This window comes from Pseudomonas sp. ADAK21 (genome assembly GCF_012935735.1).
GTDB classification, from domain to species: Bacteria; Pseudomonadota; Gammaproteobacteria; order Pseudomonadales; family Pseudomonadaceae; genus Aquipseudomonas; species Aquipseudomonas proteolytica.
This window is the reverse complement of sequence record NZ_CP052857.1, coordinates 1,346,947-1,365,000: the sequence shown is the minus strand read 5'-3', so window position 1 is coordinate 1,365,000 and position 18,054 is coordinate 1,346,947. Positions and strand designations below refer to the sequence as shown.

General features: G+C 61.5%; 9 protein-coding genes and 2 rRNA genes (1 of these 11 only partly in view). 10 read left to right on the top strand and 1 reads right to left on the bottom strand.

Features of this window, described 5'->3' with window-relative positions; all coding sequences use genetic code 11:
* The 8 genes from HKK57_RS06270 to HKK57_RS06235 all read left to right on the top strand — a co-directional run.
* Positions 1 to 2,268 (top strand): 23S ribosomal RNA (locus HKK57_RS06270); it begins 626 nt to the left of the window's first position.
* A 164-nt stretch (positions 2,269 to 2,432) separates the two neighbouring features.
* A 5S ribosomal RNA gene (gene rrf, locus HKK57_RS06265) occupies positions 2,433 to 2,548 on the top strand.
* Between the two features lie 155 nt (positions 2,549 to 2,703).
* On the top strand, positions 2,704 to 6,153 hold the full coding sequence (gene recC / locus HKK57_RS06260; protein WP_169389934.1) for an exodeoxyribonuclease V subunit gamma: 3,450 nt from the start codon (positions 2,704 to 2,706) through the stop codon (positions 6,151 to 6,153).
* Positions 6,150 to 9,830: an exodeoxyribonuclease V subunit beta gene (gene recB, locus HKK57_RS06255; protein WP_169389933.1), complete on the top strand. Its 3,681-nt coding sequence runs from the start codon at positions 6,150 to 6,152 to the stop codon at positions 9,828 to 9,830. The genes recC and recB overlap by 4 nt, the downstream gene beginning before the upstream one ends.
* Positions 9,827 to 11,875: an exodeoxyribonuclease V subunit alpha gene (gene recD, locus HKK57_RS06250; RefSeq protein ID WP_029299930.1), complete on the top strand. Its 2,049-nt coding sequence runs from the start codon at positions 9,827 to 9,829 to the stop codon at positions 11,873 to 11,875. The genes recB and recD overlap by 4 nt, the downstream gene beginning before the upstream one ends.
* Positions 11,876 to 12,014: 139 nt before the next feature.
* Complete coding sequence (locus tag HKK57_RS06245) at positions 12,015 to 12,587, top strand: YfiR family protein (protein ID WP_029299928.1); 573 nt, start codon at positions 12,015 to 12,017, stop codon at positions 12,585 to 12,587.
* A complete protein-coding gene (locus HKK57_RS06240; protein ID WP_029299926.1) occupies positions 12,584 to 13,852 on the top strand; it encodes a diguanylate cyclase domain-containing protein in 1,269 nt (422 codons plus the stop codon). The genes HKK57_RS06245 and HKK57_RS06240 overlap by 4 nt, the downstream gene beginning before the upstream one ends.
* 4 nt (positions 13,853 to 13,856) lie before the next feature.
* Positions 13,857 to 14,348: an OmpA family protein gene (locus HKK57_RS06235; protein WP_029299925.1), complete on the top strand. Its 492-nt coding sequence runs from the start codon at positions 13,857 to 13,859 to the stop codon at positions 14,346 to 14,348.
* A 195-nt stretch (positions 14,349 to 14,543) separates the two neighbouring features.
* On the opposite strand, the gene HKK57_RS06230 is transcribed toward HKK57_RS06235, so the two are convergent.
* The gene (locus HKK57_RS06230) at positions 14,544 to 15,491 is read right to left on the bottom strand and encodes a LysR family transcriptional regulator (protein WP_169389932.1); all 948 of its coding nucleotides are present in this window, start codon (positions 15,489 to 15,491) and stop codon (positions 14,544 to 14,546) included.
* A gap of 131 nt (positions 15,492 to 15,622) precedes the next feature.
* Between HKK57_RS06230 and HKK57_RS06225 the strand changes: the two genes are divergently transcribed.
* Entirely contained in the window at positions 15,623 to 17,149 is a 1,527-nt protein-coding gene (locus HKK57_RS06225; protein ID WP_029299921.1) for a CoA-acylating methylmalonate-semialdehyde dehydrogenase, read from the top strand.
* A 14-nt stretch (positions 17,150 to 17,163) separates the two neighbouring features.
* Positions 17,164 to 18,051, top strand: coding sequence for a 3-hydroxyisobutyrate dehydrogenase (mmsB, locus tag HKK57_RS06220; protein WP_029299919.1), 888 nt, complete (start codon positions 17,164 to 17,166; stop codon positions 18,049 to 18,051).
* Positions 18,052 to 18,054: the final 3 nt, after the last annotated feature.

The following is an 18,054-nucleotide window of genomic DNA, read 5'->3' as shown; positions in this document are numbered from 1 at the left end:
GAGTCTTAATAGGGCGTCTAGTCGCTGGGAATAGACCCGAAACCGGGCGATCTATCCATGGGCAGGTTGAAGGTTGGGTAACACTAACTGGAGGACCGAACCGACTACCGTTGAAAAGTTAGCGGATGACCTGTGGATCGGAGTGAAAGGCTAATCAAGCTCGGAGATAGCTGGTTCTCCTCGAAAGCTATTTAGGTAGCGCCTCATGTATCACTGTAGGGGGTAGAGCACTGTTTCGGCTAGGGGGTCATCCCGACTTACCAAACCGATGCAAACTCCGAATACCTACAAGTGCCGAGCATGGGAGACACACGGCGGGTGCTAACGTCCGTCGTGAAAAGGGAAACAACCCAGACCGTCAGCTAAGGTCCCAAAGTTATGGTTAAGTGGGAAACGATGTGGGAAGGCTTAGACAGCTAGGAGGTTGGCTTAGAAGCAGCCACCCTTTAAAGAAAGCGTAATAGCTCACTAGTCGAGTCGGCCTGCGCGGAAGATGTAACGGGGCTCAAACCATACACCGAAGCTACGGGTATCACCTTCGGGTGATGCGGTAGAGGAGCGTTCTGTAAGCCTGTGAAGGTGAGTTGAGAAGCTTGCTGGAGGTATCAGAAGTGCGAATGCTGACATGAGTAACGACAATGGGTGTGAAAAACACCCACGCCGAAAGACCAAGGTTTCCTGCGCAACGTTAATCGACGCAGGGTTAGTCGGTCCCTAAGGCGAGGCTGAAAAGCGTAGTCGATGGAAAACAGGTTAATATTCCTGTACTTCTGGTTATTGCGATGGAGGGACGGAGAAGGCTAGGCCAGCTTGGCGTTGGTTGTCCAAGTTTAAGGTGGTAGGCTGGAATCTTAGGTAAATCCGGGATTCTAAGGCCGAGAGCTGATGACGAGTTACTCTTTGAGTGACGAAGTGGTTGATGCCATGCTTCCAAGAAAAGCTTCTAAGCTTCAGGTAACCAGGAACCGTACCCCAAACCGACACAGGTGGTTGGGTAGAGAATACCAAGGCGCTTGAGAGAACTCGGGTGAAGGAACTAGGCAAAATGGCACCGTAACTTCGGGAGAAGGTGCGCCGGTGAGGGTGAAGGACTTGCTCCGTAAGCTCATGCCGGTCGAAGATACCAGGCCGCTGCGACTGTTTATTAAAAACACAGCACTCTGCAAACACGAAAGTGGACGTATAGGGTGTGACGCCTGCCCGGTGCCGGAAGGTTAATTGATGGGGTTAGCTAACGCGAAGCTCTTGATCGAAGCCCCGGTAAACGGCGGCCGTAACTATAACGGTCCTAAGGTAGCGAAATTCCTTGTCGGGTAAGTTCCGACCTGCACGAATGGCGTAACGATGGCGGCGCTGTCTCCACCCGAGACTCAGTGAAATTGAAATCGCTGTGAAGATGCAGTGTATCCGCGGCTAGACGGAAAGACCCCGTGAACCTTTACTATAGCTTTGCACTGGACTTTGAATTTGCTTGTGTAGGATAGGTGGGAGGCTTTGAAGCGTGGACGCCAGTCTGCGTGGAGCCAACCTTGAAATACCACCCTGGCAACTTTGAGGTTCTAACTCAGGTCCGTTATCCGGATCGAGGACAGTGTATGGTGGGTAGTTTGACTGGGGCGGTCTCCTCCTAAAGAGTAACGGAGGAGTACGAAGGTGCGCTCAGACCGGTCGGAAATCGGTCGTAGAGTATAAAGGCAAAAGCGCGCTTGACTGCGAGACAGACACGTCGAGCAGGTACGAAAGTAGGTCTTAGTGATCCGGTGGTTCTGTATGGAAGGGCCATCGCTCAACGGATAAAAGGTACTCCGGGGATAACAGGCTGATACCGCCCAAGAGTTCATATCGACGGCGGTGTTTGGCACCTCGATGTCGGCTCATCACATCCTGGGGCTGAAGCCGGTCCCAAGGGTATGGCTGTTCGCCATTTAAAGTGGTACGCGAGCTGGGTTTAGAACGTCGTGAGACAGTTCGGTCCCTATCTGCCGTGGACGTTTGAGATTTGAGAGGGGCTGCTCCTAGTACGAGAGGACCGGAGTGGACGAACCTCTGGTGTTCCGGTTGTCACGCCAGTGGCATTGCCGGGTAGCTATGTTCGGAATAGATAACCGCTGAAAGCATCTAAGCGGGAAACTAGCCTCAAGATGAGATCTCACTGGAACCTTGAGTTCCCTGAAGGGCCGTCGAAGACTACGACGTTGATAGGTTGGGTGTGTAAGCGCTGTGAGGCGTTGAGCTAACCAATACTAATTGCCCGTGAGGCTTGACCATATAACACCCAAGCAATTTGACTACTCTTGAATAAAGAGCAGAGCCAGATTGCGGTGTGTGAAGACGAAACGAACCGAAAGTTCGATTCTTGCAAACACCGAATTCTATTACATACCCAATTTGCTGAAGCGAGGCCAGCTGGCCACGACTCAGTACCCGAATTTCTTGACGACCATAGAGCATTGGAACCACCTGATCCCATCCCGAACTCAGCAGTGAAACGATGCATCGCCGATGGTAGTGTGGGGTTTCCCCATGTGAGAGTAGGTCATCGTCAAGATTAAATTCCGAAACCCCAATTGCGAAAGCAGTTGGGGTTTTGTTTTGGGCGGTAGAAAAGCGCTGATGGGATTTTGCGCTTAGTCCAACACCGCCCATAACGCCCTTCAATGCTAAAGTCGCTGCCTCGATTTTGCTTTTCCCAAGGAAGCCGTTATGCCGGATGCAACGTCCCTCAGTGCTGGATTCATGGTCGTCCACGGCAATCGCCTGGATGAGCTGCGCAGCCTGGTCGTCAGTTGGATGCGTCGCTATCCACTGGCTCCCCTGGAAAACGAAATCGCCCTGGTGCAAAGCAACGGCATCGCACAATGGCTCAAACTGGCGCTTGCTGAAGATCCAGAAGATGACGACACGGGCGGCTGTGGCATTGCCGCTGCAATCGACGTGCAGTTGCCCGGCAGTTTCATGTGGCAGCTTTATCGCATGGTCCTGGGCCGCGACGAAATCCCGGTCAAGTCCCTTCTGGACAAAGCCCCGCTGACCTGGCGTCTCATGCGCCTCTTGCCCGAGCTGATCGACCAGCCGCACTTCGAGCCCCTGCAACGCTTCCTTACCCATGACACCGACCTGCGTAAACGCTACCAACTGGCGGAGCGCCTGGCCGACTTGTTCGACCAATACCAGGTCTATCGTGCGGACTGGCTGGAAGACTGGGCCGCCGGTCGACATCAACTGCGCAACGGCCGAGGCGAGGCCAAACCCCTGATCCCGGCCAACTGCTGGCAGGCCGAGTTATGGCGAGCATTGCTGCTGGATGTCGGCGAGGAGGGTATGGCGCAGAGCCGTGCCGGGGTCCATCAACGCTTTATCGAGCGCATCAACAAGCTGGACACAGCCCCGCAAGGTCTGCCGTCTCGCGTCATCGTGTTTGGCATTTCATCCTTGCCCGCCCAGGCGCTTGAAGCGCTGGCCGGCCTGGCCCGTTTCAGCCAGGTCCTGCTTTGCGTGCATAACCCTTGCCGCCACCATTGGTCTGACATCGTTGCCGACAAAGACCTACTGCGAAACGAATACAAGCGCCAGGCGCGCAAGACCGGGATGCCCGTCACCATCGACCCGCAAACGCTGCACCAGCACGCCCATCCACTGTTGGCCGCCTGGGGCAAGCAAGGTCGCGACTACATCAACCTGCTGGACAGCTACGACGATCCCAACAGCTACCGATCCGCTTTCCGTGACGGGCGCATCGACCTGTTCAGCGATAGCGAACCGACCACAATCCTCAACCAACTGCAGGATGACATCCTCGAACTGCGCCCTCTCCCCGAAACGCGAGAGCGCTGGCCCGCCGTCGATCTGCAGCACGACACCTCGATCCGCTTCCACATCGCCCACAGCGCCCAGCGGGAAGTGGAAATCCTCCACGACCAACTGCTACAGCGCTTCAGCGAAAACCCCGCGCTGCGGCCTCGCGACGTTATCGTGATGGTCCCGGATGTGGACAGCTACGCGCCGCATATCCGTGCGGTATTCGGTCAACTGGACAAAAAAGACCCGCGCTTCATCCCCTTCACCCTCACTGACCAGGGCCAACGGGGCCGCGATCCACTGTTGATCGCCGTCGAGCACCTGCTGAAACTTCCCGACAGCCGTTTTCCGGTCAGCGAAATCCTCGACTTGCTGGACGTTCCCGCCCTGCGTGAACGCTTCGCCATCCAGGAGCGCGACCTGCCCACTCTGCACCGTTGGATAGAAGGGGCCGGCATCCGCTGGGGCCTGAACGCCGAGCAGCGTGCAGGTCTTGGCCTGCCCAATGAGCTGGAGCAAAACAGCTGGCGGTTCGGCCTGCGCCGTATGCTGCTGGGCTACGCCGTTGGCAGTGGTGCCGCCTGCGCCGGCATTGAGCCCTACGATGAAATCGGCGGCCTTGATGCTGCGCTGATCGGCCCATTGGTAGCCTTGCTAGACGCATTGCACGATGCACACCAAGCCCTGTCACAACCGGCGACACCGCAAGCCTGGGGTGTACGCTTGCAAGACCTGATGCAGCGCTTTTTCCTGGCCAGCAATGAACACGATGACTATCTGCTGGGCCAGTTGGAGCAACTGCGGGAAGACTGGCTGGAAACCTGCGAATCCGTCGGCCTGTACGACGAGTTACCGCTGACGGTGGTCCGTGAGGCTTGGCTGGCCGGTCTCGACCAGGGCCGTCTGTCCCAACGCTTCCTCGCCGGCGCGGTGAACTTCTGCACCCTGATGCCGATGCGTGCGATCCCGTTCAAGCTGGTGTGCCTACTGGGCATGAACGATGGCGACTATCCACGCGCCCAACCGCCACTGGATTTCGACCTGATGGGCAGCGACTACCGCCCCGGCGACCGTTCTCGTCGCGAAGACGACCGCTACCTGTTGCTGGAAGCTTTGCTCTCAGCACGCGACCAACTCTACATAAGCTGGATCGGCCGCAGCATCCGTGACAACAGCGAGCGCCCGGCGTCCGTGCTGATCGGCCAACTGCGCGATCACCTCGCCAGCGGCTGGCAACATGCCCAAGAGCAATCGCTGCTGGAGGCAATGACCCAGGAACACCCTTTGCAACCCTTCAGCGCGCGCTATTTCCACGAGGGTGATCCGCTGTTCAGCTACGCCCGCGAATGGCAGTTGTTGCACGAAGCCCAAGACCTGCCCCTCGAAACAACCTGCCTGTCAGCCTACGTCCAGGAAGACCCCCTGAGCCTGGGCCAGTTGCAGGACTTCCTGCGTAACCCCGTCAGGCATTTCTTCAGCCAGCGCCTCAAGGTGTTTTTCGAAGCCGCCGAGGTACCCCTGGCCGATGAAGAGCCCTTTGTCCTCGACGCCCTGCAGCGCTACACCTTGAGCGACAGCCTGCTTGCCGCTGCACTGAGCGATCCGGATCATCTGGAGCAGGCCCTGGATGCCCAGGCCCAGCGTCTGCAAGGCAGCGGCCTGCTGCCCATGGTTGGCTTTGGCGAATGCCTGCGCAACGAACTGATCGAGCCTTTGCCTGACCTGTTGCAGCGCTACCAGCAGCTCCTGGCACTCTGGCCCACGCCGCACAACACCGCAGAACCCGTCAGCTACGCACACCAGGGGATTGAACTCGAAGGCTGGGTCAGCGGCCTGCACCGACGCAGCGATGGCGGCTTGCTCAGCGTGACCACCATTCCCAACAGCATCGGCTCGATCAAGACCCGCAAGTGGCATCGCCTGATCCGCCCATGGGTCAATCACCTGGTGGCCTGCGCCTGTGGCCTTCCGTTGAGCACGGGCCTGGTGGCCAGCGACGACACACTCTTGCTGGCTCCCCTGGAGCAAAACCTTGCCCAGGATATCCTCGGCAACCTGCTCCTGGCTTGGCAGGCTGGCATGAGTGAACCTCTGCCGGTCGCGGTCAAGACTGCGTTTGCCTGGCTCGGCCAGACCGATCCGGACAAAGCCCAGGCTGCGGCCCTTAAAGCCTACGAAGGCGATGGCATCAACAGTGACGGCGAGCGCCGCGAAAGCCCGGCCCTTACCCGGCAGTTTCCCGATTATGCAGCGCTGGTCGCCAGCGAGGATTTCGAAGGCTGGTGCGAAACCCTCTATCGACCCTTGATAACCGCCCCCTGGCGATCACTGACCAGCGAGGAGGCCCGCCCATGAGCGCCATCAAACCCCTGGCCCTGGCTTTTCCCCTGCGCGGCAGCCAACTGATCGAGGCCAGCGCCGGCACCGGCAAGACCTTCACCATCTCTGCGTTGTACCTGCGCCTGGTACTCGGCCACGGCGGCGAGCTGGAAGGCTTTGGCCGTGAGTTGCTGCCGCCACAGATCCTTGTGGTGACCTTCACCGATGCAGCCACCAAAGAGTTGCGCGAGCGTATCCGTACCCGCCTGGCACAAGCGGCGCGCTACTTTCGTGATGAAATCGAGCAGCCCGACACCTTGATCGCCGAGTTGCGCGACGAATACAGCGCCGAGCAATGGCCAGGTTGCGCCAATCGCCTCGACATTGCCGCGCAATGGATGGACGAAGCCGCCGTCTCGACCATTCACAGTTGGTGCCAGCGCATGCTGCGCGAACACGCCTTCGACAGTGGCAGCCTGTTTACCCAGACCCTGGAAACGGACCACAGCGACCTGCTCGGCGAAGTGTTGCGCGACTACTGGCGGCTGTTCTGCTACCCGATGCACGGCGATGCCCTGAACTGGGTACGCAGCCACTGGGGTGGCCCTGCGGCGCTGATGCCGCGAGTGCGCGCCTTGTTCGGCAGCGAGCGCCCCAGTGACGAACCACGGGAGCCTGCCGAACTGATCGAGGCCTGCCTGCACGAGCGCCGCGAGGCCCTGGTGGCGCTCAAGGCTCCCTGGCAGCAGTGGGCCGCCGAGTTGCGGGAGATCTGCCTGCAAGCTGTCGCCGCCAAGGCTGTTGATGGCCGCAAGATGCAGGCCCGTTATTTCGAGCCCTGGTTCGAGAAAATCAGCGCCTGGGCCGCAGACGAAACCCTGGAGCAACTGGATATCGGCACCGGCTTCAGCCGCCTGACGCCAGAGGGTATGGCCGAAGCCTGGAAGGGCGACGCGCCGCATCATCCGGGCCTGGATGCCATGGTGGGCCTCAAAGCCAGCCTGGACGCCTTGCCCACGCCCGACGCCGCGGTGCTGCAACACGCGGCGGCCTGGGTCGGTAAACGTTTTGAAGATGAGAAGCGCCGGCGTGCCGAGATGGGCTTCGACGACATGCTCATCCGCTTGGACGCGGCCCTGCAAGCCGAGGGCGGCGAGCGCCTGGCCAGTGTGATCCGCGAGCAATTCCCGGTGGCCCTGATCGATGAATTCCAGGACACCGACCCGGTGCAGTACCGGATCTTCGAAAGCATCTACCGCATTGAAGACAACAGCCCGCTCAGTGGCCTGTTCCTGATCGGCGACCCCAAGCAAGCGATCTACGCCTTTCGCGGTGCCGATATCTACACCTACCTGCGTGCTCGCCAGGCCACTGCCGGGCGCTTGCACACCCTGGGCACCAACTTCCGCTCCAGCCATGCGATGGTCGCGGCGGTCAACCACGTGTTCGAACGTGCAGAAACCGGGCGTGGGGCATTTCTGTTTCGCCAGCCGGACGGCGAGAACCCGGTGCCGTTCCAGCCGGTATCGTCCCAAGGCCGCAAGGAGCACTTGCAGGTCGATGGCCACACAGTGCCAGCCCTGAATATCTGGCACCTGCCCACCGACCAGCCGATCTCCAACGTGCTTTATCGCCAACAATTGGCCGGTGCCTGTGCCAGCCAGATAGTCGCGTTGCTCAATGGCGGCCAGCAAGGCAGTGCAGGGTTCGTCAAGGATGGGGACTTCTCCCCCGTGCAACCGTCGAACATCGCCATCCTTGTGCGTGACGGCAAGGAGGCCCAGGCCGTGCGCGGTGAGCTGGCCGCGCGCGGTGTGCGCAGCGTGTACCTGTCCGATAAGGATTCGGTGTTTGCCTCCCAGGAAGCCCACGACGTACTCGCCTGGCTCAAGGCCTGCGCCGAACCGGACGTGGAACGCCCGCTGCGGGCGGCCCTGGCCTGCGTCACCCTCAACCTGTCGCTGGCGCAATTGGAGCAACTGAACCAGGACGAACTGGCCTGGGAACAGCGGGTCATGCAGTTTCGCGATTACCGCGTGATCTGGCGGACCCAGGGCGTGTTGCCGATGCTGCGACGCCTGCTACATGACTTCAAGTTGCCGCAAACCCTGATTGCCCGCAGCGATGGCGAAAGGGTGCTGACCAATCTGCTGCACCTGTGCGAATTGCTGCAACAAGCCGCCGCTGAGCTAGATGGCGAACAGGCACTGATCCGCCATCTGGCGGAGCATCTGGCGCTGTCGGGCCAGGCCGGCGAAGAGCAGATCCTGCGCCTGGAAAGTGATGAGCAACTGGTCAAGGTGGTGACCATCCACAAATCCAAGGGCCTGGAATACGATCTGGTGTTCCTGCCGTTCATCTGCTCGGCCAAGCCCGTCGACGGCAGTCGCCTGCCGCTGCACTACCACGATGCCCACGGCAAGTCCCAGGTCAGCCTCAAACCCACCGCCGAACTGATCGCCCAGGCCGATGACGAACGCCTGGCTGAAGACCTGCGCCTGTTCTACGTGGCGCTGACGCGGGCCAAACATGCCTGTTGGCTCGGTGTGGCCGACCTCAAGCGGGGTAATACCAACAGCTCGGTGTTGCACCTGTCGGCGCTGGGTTATCTGTTGGGTGGTGGCGCGGCCCTGGCGGAATCCGCAGCCTTGGCCCGCTGGCTGATGGACTTGCAGGACGGCTGCGCGGCGATTGCCTACGGGCAAATGCCAGAGGCCCAGAGCAGCACCTACCAGCCACCGCGCAATGACGCGACCTTGCTCGCGCCGCTGCTGCCCAAACGCAAGGCTGCAGAAAACTGGTGGATTGCGTCCTACAGCGCCCTGCGCATTGGGGAAAGCATGAGCGCCGCCAGCCTGGAGGCTCCGGAAAGCCCACAAGCGCAGAAGTTGTTCGACGACGAACGCCTGGACCCGGATGCCCCGCGCGAAGTTGCCGCGTCTGGCGGCGACATTCATCGATTCCCACGGGGGCCCAATCCCGGGACCTTTCTCCACGGCCTGCTGGAGTGGGCCGGCAACGATGGCTTCGACGTAACGCCCGAAGCCATCGAAGATGCTGTCGCACGGCGCTGCAACCGGCGCGGCTGGGAAGGCTGGATCGGCACCCTCAGCGGCTGGCTTGGGCACCTGTTGCAAGCGCCACTGAGCCTGGGCCAGGGGCCGGAATCGGTGACCCTGAGTGACTTGCAGCACTATCAGATCGAAATGGAGTTCTGGTTCGCCAGCCATAAAGTCGATGTGCTCGCCCTCGACCAACTGGTCTGCCAATACACCCACGACGGTGTGTCGCGGGTGGCTGCCGAACCGGTAATGCTCAACGGGATGTTCAAAGGCTTTATCGACCTGACCTTTGAACATGACGGCCGCTATTACGTGGCCGACTATAAATCCAACTGGCTCGGCGCCGACGACGCGGCCTACACCCAACAGGCCATGGAACAGTCGATTCTCGACCATCGCTATGACCTGCAATACGTCCTCTACCTGCTGGCCCTGCACCGCCAGCTCAAGGCGCGCCTGCCCGATTACGATTACGACCGGCACGTGGGTGGCGCGCTCTACCTGTTCCTGCGCGGCAGCCAAGCCGTGAGCCAGGGGGCGTATTTCACCCGGCCGCCACGTGAACTGATCGAGCGCCTGGACCTGTTGTTCCAAGGCAAGCCGCAACCGCCCAAGGTCGAACCCGCCTGGGAACAAGGAGTCCTGTTATGAGCCTCTCGACTGTGCCGCTGGAGGCACTGGCACCGCTGGAGCATGCCGACGACCTGGTGCACCTGCTGGAGCGCTGGGTCGAGCGCGGCTGGCTGCGCTCGCTGGACAAGGCGTTCGTCGGCTTTCTCCACGAACTCGACCCACAGGCCGATCCTCTGGTGCTGCTGGCTGCTGCCCTGACCAGTCACCAACTGGGCCACGGGCATGTGTGCCTGGATCTGTTCGAGACCCTGAATGCCCCGGATTTCGCCCTGTCGCTGCCCCCTGAAGGTGATCTTTCAAGTGGCGTGATGTTGTTGCCCTCGCAATTGCTCGACGGCCTGGACGGCGCCCATTGGTGCCATGCCCTGGCCGCAAGCCCGTTGGTGGCGCTGGCGGTGGATGGCAGTGCTGCGGCGCAGAGCCGGCCCTTGGTGTTGTCGGGCAAGCGCCTGTATCTGCGGCGCTACTGGACCTATGAGCGACGCATCGACAGTGCCTTGCGTCAGCGTCTGGCCGTGCAGGAAACGGTCTCGGCGGACCTGCCCCAGCGCTTGAACGGCCTGTTCGACCAGCCACCTCCCAATGGTGTGGTCGATTGGCAGAAGCTCGCCTGCGCCCTGGCCACGCGGGGGGCGTTCAGCATCGTCACCGGCGGCCCCGGCACCGGCAAGACCACCACCGTGGTGCGCCTGTTGGCATTGCTGCAAGCGCCAGCGGTGGAGCAGGGCACGGCCTTGCGCATCCGCCTGGCGGCGCCCACCGGCAAGGCGGCGGCGCGGTTGACCGAGTCCATCAGCCAGCAAGTGCGCTCGCTGCAAGTGGCCGAAGCCGTGCGCGAAAAAATCCCCACCGAGGTCACCACCGTGCACCGCCTGTTGGGCAGCCGTCCCGGCACCCGGCATTTCCGCCATCACGCGGGCAACTTGTTGCCGCTGGATGTGCTGGTGGTCGATGAAGCCTCGATGATCGACCTGGAAATGATGGCCAACCTGCTGGATGCCTTGCCAGCCCATGCACGCCTGGTGCTGCTAGGGGACAAGGACCAGTTGGCTTCGGTGGAAGCCGGTGCGGTGCTCGGCGATTTGTGCCGCGACGCCGAGGCAGGCTGGTACAGCCCCGGCACCCGCCAATGGCTGGAAAGTGTCAGCGGCGAAACGCTGGCGGGCAGCGGCCTGGAGCAAGACCTCGACGCCAGCCATCCCCTGGCGCAACAAGTGGTGATGCTGCGTTATTCCCGGCGCTTCGGCGAAGGCAGTGGCATCGGCCAACTGGCGCGTTGGGTCAACCAGCAAAACCCCGATCAGGCTCGCCAACTGCTGGACGCCGGCAGCCACGACCTGTTTTGCCTGCGCCTCAAGGGCGAGCATGACCGCGCCCTCGAGCGCCTGGTGCTGGACGGGCAGGGCGCCGACGCCCAGGGCTATCGCTACTACCTGAACCTGCTGCGCACCTCGCGGCCGGCAGCCGAGACACCCCGGGACGATCCGCGCTGGACTGACTGGGCGCGCCAGTTATTGCAAGCCTTTGATGCCTTCCAGTTGCTGTGCGCGGTGCGCAAGGGCCCCTGGGGCGTGGAAGGCCTCAACCAACGCATCACCGCCGCGCTGCTCAAGGCCCGGCTGATCGATAGCGACCAGCAATGGTACGAAGGCCGCCCGGTGCTGATGACCCGCAATGACTACGGCCTGGGCTTGATGAACGGGGACATCGGTATCGCCTTGAAGCTGCCCGAAACTGACGGCGGGCCGCAGGTGCTGCGCGTCGCTTTCCCGCGCAACGATGGCCAGGGCGGGGTGCGCTTTGTCTTGCCCAGCCGGCTCAACGATGTAGAAACCGTCTACGCCATGACCGTGCACAAGTCCCAGGGCTCGGAGTTCGCCCACACTGCCTTGATCCTGCCGGATGCGCTGAACCCGGTACTGACCAAAGAGCTGATCTACACCGGCATCACCCGCGCGAAAGACCGCTTCAGTTTGATCGAAACCCGTGGTGGGGTTTTCGAGGAAGCGGTACGGCGCAAGGTGAAACGTTTAAGCGGGCTGATGTTGGAACTGGGGACATGATGGCGTAGGAAAAACCTGACTGATGTGTCGGTTTTTTCGTGATAAATGGCGGAATCTACCTAGGCCCCGTCTCGATGGGGTTTCCGCCAATATGCTATCGTTGCGGCATCATCCCGAGAAGATCATAGAGAATCGCTGCATGAACGTGGCTGTCTCGCCCGCAGAGCGTAGTTGGAGCTGGAGACGATTGCTGCTATCGGCCGTTCTGTGCCTCGTCACGCCTCTGGCTTTTGCCCAGGCGTCTACCGCCAGTGCGGCCGACCAGCGGGCCCAGGCCGTCACCCAGGTGGTACTGGGGATTCTCAGCTACGCCCGATGGCCGGTTGAGCCCAGCCAACTGCGTTTGTGCATCGTTGGCCCGACCCAATACACCGATGACCTGGTCAAGGGCACCACCCAGGCTACGGGGCGGCCGGTGGTGGTCCAGCGTTTGCTGGCCGACAACCCCAATATCGTCAATGCCTGCGACGCGCTGTATATAGGCAAGCTCTCCCCTGACGAGCGCAGTCATTTGTTCACGGCCTTGATCGGGCGCCCGGTGCTGAGCATCAGCGAAGGCGGCGACCAGTGCACAGTGGGCAGCCTGTTCTGCCTGCGGGTCAGTGATGAGCAGGTGTCATTCGAGGTCAACCTCGACTCCGTGGCCCGCAGCGGAGTGCGTATTCATCCCAGCGTCCTGCAGTTGTCCCGTCGTCGAGCGCCGGAACCATGAGGCTGCGCAACGCCAAAACCCGCCCTACATTACGTTCGGTCCTTGGTCGCGGGCACCTGAGTGTGGCATTGGTGGCGGTCGCCATGGCCAGCGTATCCCTGACCCTGCTGGGCGTGCTGGCCCTGCGGGTCTATGCCGATCACAACCTGCACCTGATCGCCCGCTCGATCAACTACACCGTGGAAGCTGCGGTGGTGTTCAACGACCGCGTAGTGGCCACCGAAGCCCTGGCGCTGATTGCCTCCACGGAAGAAGTGGCCGAAGCCCGGGTGCTGGACCTCAATGGCAACACCCTGGCGCACTGGGTGCGCCCGGAAACGGGGGTGTTGTCCAAGGTGGAGCTGGAACTGGCCCACACACTGCTGGAAAAACCCATCAGCCAACCGATCCTGCATCAAGGCAAGAAAATCGGCACCGTCGAGTTGAGCGGTCACGGCGGTAGCCTGTTGCGCTTTTTGCTCAGCGGCCTGGCGGGGATCATCATCTGTACTGCCATCAGTGGCTGGGTCGCGATTTACCTGGCGCGGCGCATGTTGCGCGGCATCACCGGCCCGCTGCACAGCCTGGCCGACGTCGCCCACGCCGCACGTAGCGAGCGGGCTTTCGACCGCCGTGTGCCGCCGGCGCAGATCGCCGAGCTCGACAGCCTGGGTAACGACTTCAATGCCCTGCTCGACGAACTCGAAGCCTGGCAAACCCACCTGCAAAGCGAAAACGAAACCCTCGCCCACCTGGCCAGCCATGACAGCCTCACCGGGCTGCCCAATCGCGCTTTCTTCGAGGGCCGGCTGATCCGTGCGCTGCGCAGTGCAGCCAAGCTCAACGAGCGGGTGGCGGTGCTGTTCCTCGACAGCGACCGCTTCAAAGATATCAACGATAACTTCGGGCATGCCGCCGGTGACGCCGTGCTGGTCGCCGTCGCCGCGCGCGTGCGGGCGCAACTGCGCGAGAGTGACCTGGTGGCGCGCCTGGGCGGCGATGAGTTCGCCATCCTGCTCTCGCCCCTGCACAAGCTTGAGGATGCCCAGCGCATCGCCGACAAAATCATCGCCAGCATGGACCAACCCATTCCGCTGCCGGGCAACACCGAAGTGTTGACCTCACTCAGTATCGGTATCGCGGTTTATCCCGATCATGGCGCCACTCCCGGCGCCTTGCTCAATGCCGCCGATGCGGCGATGTACCAGGCCAAACGCCTTTCCCAGGGCGGCCAGCACACGGCGGAGTCGGAGCACCCCGCTGCCAACGTTCAACACAGGAGTTGATCCCTTGTTTGCTAACACACGTGTTCTCTTTATCACCTTGTTTATCGCGCTGCTGGCACTGAGCGGCTGCCAGACCGCTCCGCCCAAGGGCCTGACACCGGCACAAGTGGCGGTGCTCAAACAACAAGGCTTCGAACTGACCGACGAAGGCTGGGCGTTTGGCCTGTCGGGCAAAGTGCTGTTTGGCAGCGACGTCGAAAAGCTCAACAAGCCCAGCACTGAAATCGTCGAGCGCATCGGCAAGGCCCTCACCGGTGTAGGCATCGAACGCGTGCGCGTAGACGGCCATACCGACGCCTCGGGCAAGGAAGCGTACAACCAGCAACTGTCCTTGCGCCGGGCGAAAAGCGTGGGCAAGGTCCTGGTGGACGTGGGTATGAAGGAAGAAAATGTGCAACTGCGTGGCCTGGGCAGCAGCGAACCGGTGGCCTCCAACAGCACCTCTGCGGGCCGTACCGAAAACCGCCGGGTATCGATTGTGGTGATCGCCGACTGAGCCGACAGGTCGGCCTAACTGTGCAACCAAACTGTGGGAGCGGGCTTGCCCGCGAAGGCGGTGGTTCAGCCGGGTATGTATTGACTGACCCACCGCTATCGCTGGCAAGCCAGCTCCTACAGTTGTTCGTGTCGCCCCAAAATTCTGCGCCTACCGCCACTCACCTGTGGGAGCGGGCTTGCCCGCGATAGCGGTTCAGTCGGCAAACACCATCTCTCGCGTCTCGCCCATCAAAAGCCTCTGGTTCTGCTCCGTCACCTCACGGATGTAATCCCACAACAATGTAATCCGCTTCAACTTGCGCAAATCCTCCCGGCAATACATCCAGAACTGCCGCGTAATAGTGATCTCCTCACCTAATACCGGCAGCAACCGCGAGTCTTGTGCGGCCAGGAAGCACGGCAGGATCGCCAGTGAACGCCCCTGCTGCGCCGCCACGTACTGCGCAATCACGCTGGTGCTGCGCAGGCTGGCGCTGGCGCCCGGTACGACATTGGCCAGGTACAGCAGCTCCGAGCTGAACGCCAGGTCATCCACATAGCTGATAAACGGATGCTCGGCCAGGTCGGCCGGGCGGCGGATGGGTGGGTGTTGGTCGAGGTAGTCCTGGGTCGCGTACAGCTGCAGTTTGTAGTCGCACAGTTTGCAGCACACGTAGGGCCCGTGTTCCGGGCGTTCCAGGGCGATGACGATATCGGCCTCACGCTTGGACAGGCTGATGAAGTGGGGCAGGGGCAGGATATCCACTGAGATCGCCGGGTAGGTGTCGACGAAGTGGCTCAGTTGCGGGGTGACGAAAAAGCTACCGAAACCCTCGGTGCAGCCCATGCGCACATGCCCCGACAGCGCCACGCCGGAGCCGGACACTTGTTCGCAGGCCATGTGCAGGGTGCTTTCGATGGACTCGGCATAACCCAGCAAGCGCTGGCCTTCGTTGGTCAGGACGAAGCCGCTGGTCCGGGATTTTTCGAACAGCAGGGTGCCCAACGAACCTTCCAACGAACTGATACGCCGCGACACCGTGGTGTAGTCCACCGCCAGGCGCTTGGCGGCGACGCTGGCCTTGCGGGTGCGCGCCACTTCGAGGAAAAACTTCAGGTCATCCCAGTTCAGCGACCCTAAAGACGTGATGTTTTTTTGCATGTTGGACCGGCTTTTATGTGGGTTCTTATTGGAAGTTTGCACATCTATACTCCAAAAATCGTCCGAACGCCTCATCCTCAAGGCGCTTCACGCCTTGGCTCTCTGCATAACTACAAGATCTGGAGACCACAATGAACGCATCGCTTACGTCTGCCGATACCACCGTGAAACAGGCCAAACTGTTGATCAACGGTGAATGGGTCGAGTCCAAGACCACCGAGTGGCAAGACATCGTCAACCCGGCGACCCAACAAGTCCTGGCCCGTGTGCCCTTTGCCACAGCCGATGAAGTCAACGCGGCCATCGACGCTGCCCAGCGCGCCTTCCAGACCTGGAAGCTGACGCCGATCGGCGCGCGCATGCGCATCATGCTCAAGTTGCAAGCGCTGATCCGCGAGCACTCCAAGCGCATTGCCGCAGTACTCAGTGCCGAGCAGGGCAAGACCATTGCCGACGCTGAAGGCGATATTTTCCGTGGCCTGGAAGTGGTCGAGCACGCCTGTTCCATCGGCACCCTGCAAATGGGCGAGTTTGCCGAGAACGTGGCCGGCGGTGTCGACACCTACACCCTGCGCCAACCGATCGGCGTGTGCGCCGGGATCACCCCGTTCAACTTCCCGGCAATGATCCCGCTGTGGATGTTCCCGATGGCCATCGCCTGCGGTAACACCTTCGTGCTCAAGCCTTCGGAACAGGATCCATTGTCGACCCTGATGCTGGTGGAACTGGCGCTGGAGGCTGGCGTGCCAGCGGGCGTGCTGAACGTGGTCCACGGTGGCAAGGATGTGGTGGATGCACTTTGCACTCACAAAGATATCAAGGCCGTGTCCTTCGTTGGCTCGACCGCCGTCGGCACCCACGTCTACGACCTGGCGGGCAAGCACGGCAAGCGCGTGCAGTCGATGATGGGCGCGAAAAACCATGCGGTAGTGCTGCCAGATGCCAACCGCGAACAAACCCTCAATGCCCTGGTCGGCGCCGGTTTCGGTGCCGCCGGCCAGCGCTGCATGGCCACCTCGGTGGTGGTCTTGGTTGGCGCGGCCAAGCAATGGCTGCCGGACCTCAAGGCCCTGGCGCAGAAGCTTAAAGTCAACGCCGGCAGCGAAGCGGGTACCGACGTGGGCCCAGTGATCTCCAAGCGTGCCAAGGCACGTATCCTCGACCTGATCGAGAGCGGCGTGAAAGAAGGCGCCAAGCTGGAACTGGACGGCCGTGGCATCCAGGTGCCGGGCTTCGAGCAAGGCAACTTCGTCGGCCCGACCCTGTTCTCGGGCGTGACCACCGACATGCAGATCTACACCCAGGAAATCTTCGGCCCGGTGCTGGTGGTGCTGGAAGTCGATACCCTCGATGAGGCGATCGCCCTGGTCAACGCCAACCCGTTCGGCAACGGCACCGGCCTGTTCACCCAAAGCGGTGCGGCGGCGCGCAAGTTCCAGAGCGAAATCGACGTCGGTCAGGTGGGCATCAACATCCCGATCCCCGTGCCAGTCCCGATCTTCAGCTTCACCGGTTCCCGTGGTTCGAAACTCGGCGACCTGGGGCCGTACGGCAAGCAGGTGGTGCAGTTCTACACCCAGACCAAAACCGTCACCAGCCGCTGGTTCGACGACGACAGCGTCAATGATGGCGTCAACACCACCATCAACCTGCGTTGATCAAGGAGACGACCATGAAGATTGCATTTATCGGCCTGGGCAACATGGGCGCGCCCATGGCCCGCAACCTGATCAAGGCTGGCCATGCGCTGAACCTGTTCGACCTGAACCAGACGGTGCTCAACGAACTGGCCGCATTGGGCGGCACCATCAGCGCTTCGCCGCGTGATGCGGCTCAGGGCGCGGAGCTGGTATTGACCATGCTGCCCGCCGCCGCCCATGTGCGTAGCGTGTGGCTCAACGAAGACGGCGTGCTGGCCGGCATCGGCAAAGGCGTGCCGGCGGTGGATTGCAGCACCATCGACCCACAGACCGCGCGCGACGTAGCGGCGGCTGCAGCCAAACACGGCGTGGCGATGGCCGATGCCCCGGTTTCCGGTGGCACCGGTGGCGCCCAGGCCGGGACGTTGACCTTTATGGTCGGCGCCAACCCGGAACTGTTCGCCACCCTGCAGCCGGTGCTGGCGCAGATGGGCCGCAACATCGTGCATTGCGGCGATGTGGGCACCGGGCAAATCGCCAAGATCTGCAACAACCTGCTGCTGGGGATCAGTATGGTGGGCGTCAGCGAGGCCATGGCCCTGGGCGATGCCCTGGGTATCGACACGCAAGTGCTGGCCGGCATCATCAACAGCTCCACCGGGCGTTGCTGGAGTTCCGACACCTACAACCCTTGGCCGGGTGTGATTGAAACTGCGCCGTCATCCCGAGGCTATACCGGTGGGTTTGGCGCCGACCTGATGCTCAAGGACCTGGGCCTGGCGACCGAAGCCGCGCGCCAGGCGCACCAGCCGGTGATCCTGGGGGCGGTGGCGCAGCAGTTGTATCAATCGATGAGCCAGCGTGGGGAAGGGGGCAAGGACTTCTCGGCGATCATCAACAGCTATCGCAAGCCTCAATAGGTC

Excerpts from the sequence above, each read along its gene's own strand:
- recC (WP_169389934.1), top strand. The coding sequence starts at position 2,704 with ATGCCGGATGCAACGTCCCTCAGTGCTGGATTCATGGTCGTCCACGGC.
- recB (WP_169389933.1), top strand. The coding sequence starts at position 6,150 with ATGAGCGCCATCAAACCCCTGGCCCTGGCTTTTCCCCTGCGCGGCAGC.
- recD (WP_029299930.1), top strand. The coding sequence starts at position 9,827 with ATGAGCCTCTCGACTGTGCCGCTGGAGGCACTGGCACCGCTGGAGCAT.
- HKK57_RS06245 (WP_029299928.1), top strand. The coding sequence starts at position 12,015 with ATGAACGTGGCTGTCTCGCCCGCAGAGCGTAGTTGGAGCTGGAGACGA.
- HKK57_RS06240 (WP_029299926.1), top strand. The coding sequence starts at position 12,584 with ATGAGGCTGCGCAACGCCAAAACCCGCCCTACATTACGTTCGGTCCTT.
- HKK57_RS06230 (WP_169389932.1), bottom strand. The coding sequence starts at position 15,491 with ATGCAAAAAAACATCACGTCTTTAGGGTCGCTGAACTGGGATGACCTG.
- HKK57_RS06225 (WP_029299921.1), top strand. The coding sequence starts at position 15,623 with ATGAACGCATCGCTTACGTCTGCCGATACCACCGTGAAACAGGCCAAA.
- mmsB (WP_029299919.1), top strand. The coding sequence starts at position 17,164 with ATGAAGATTGCATTTATCGGCCTGGGCAACATGGGCGCGCCCATGGCC.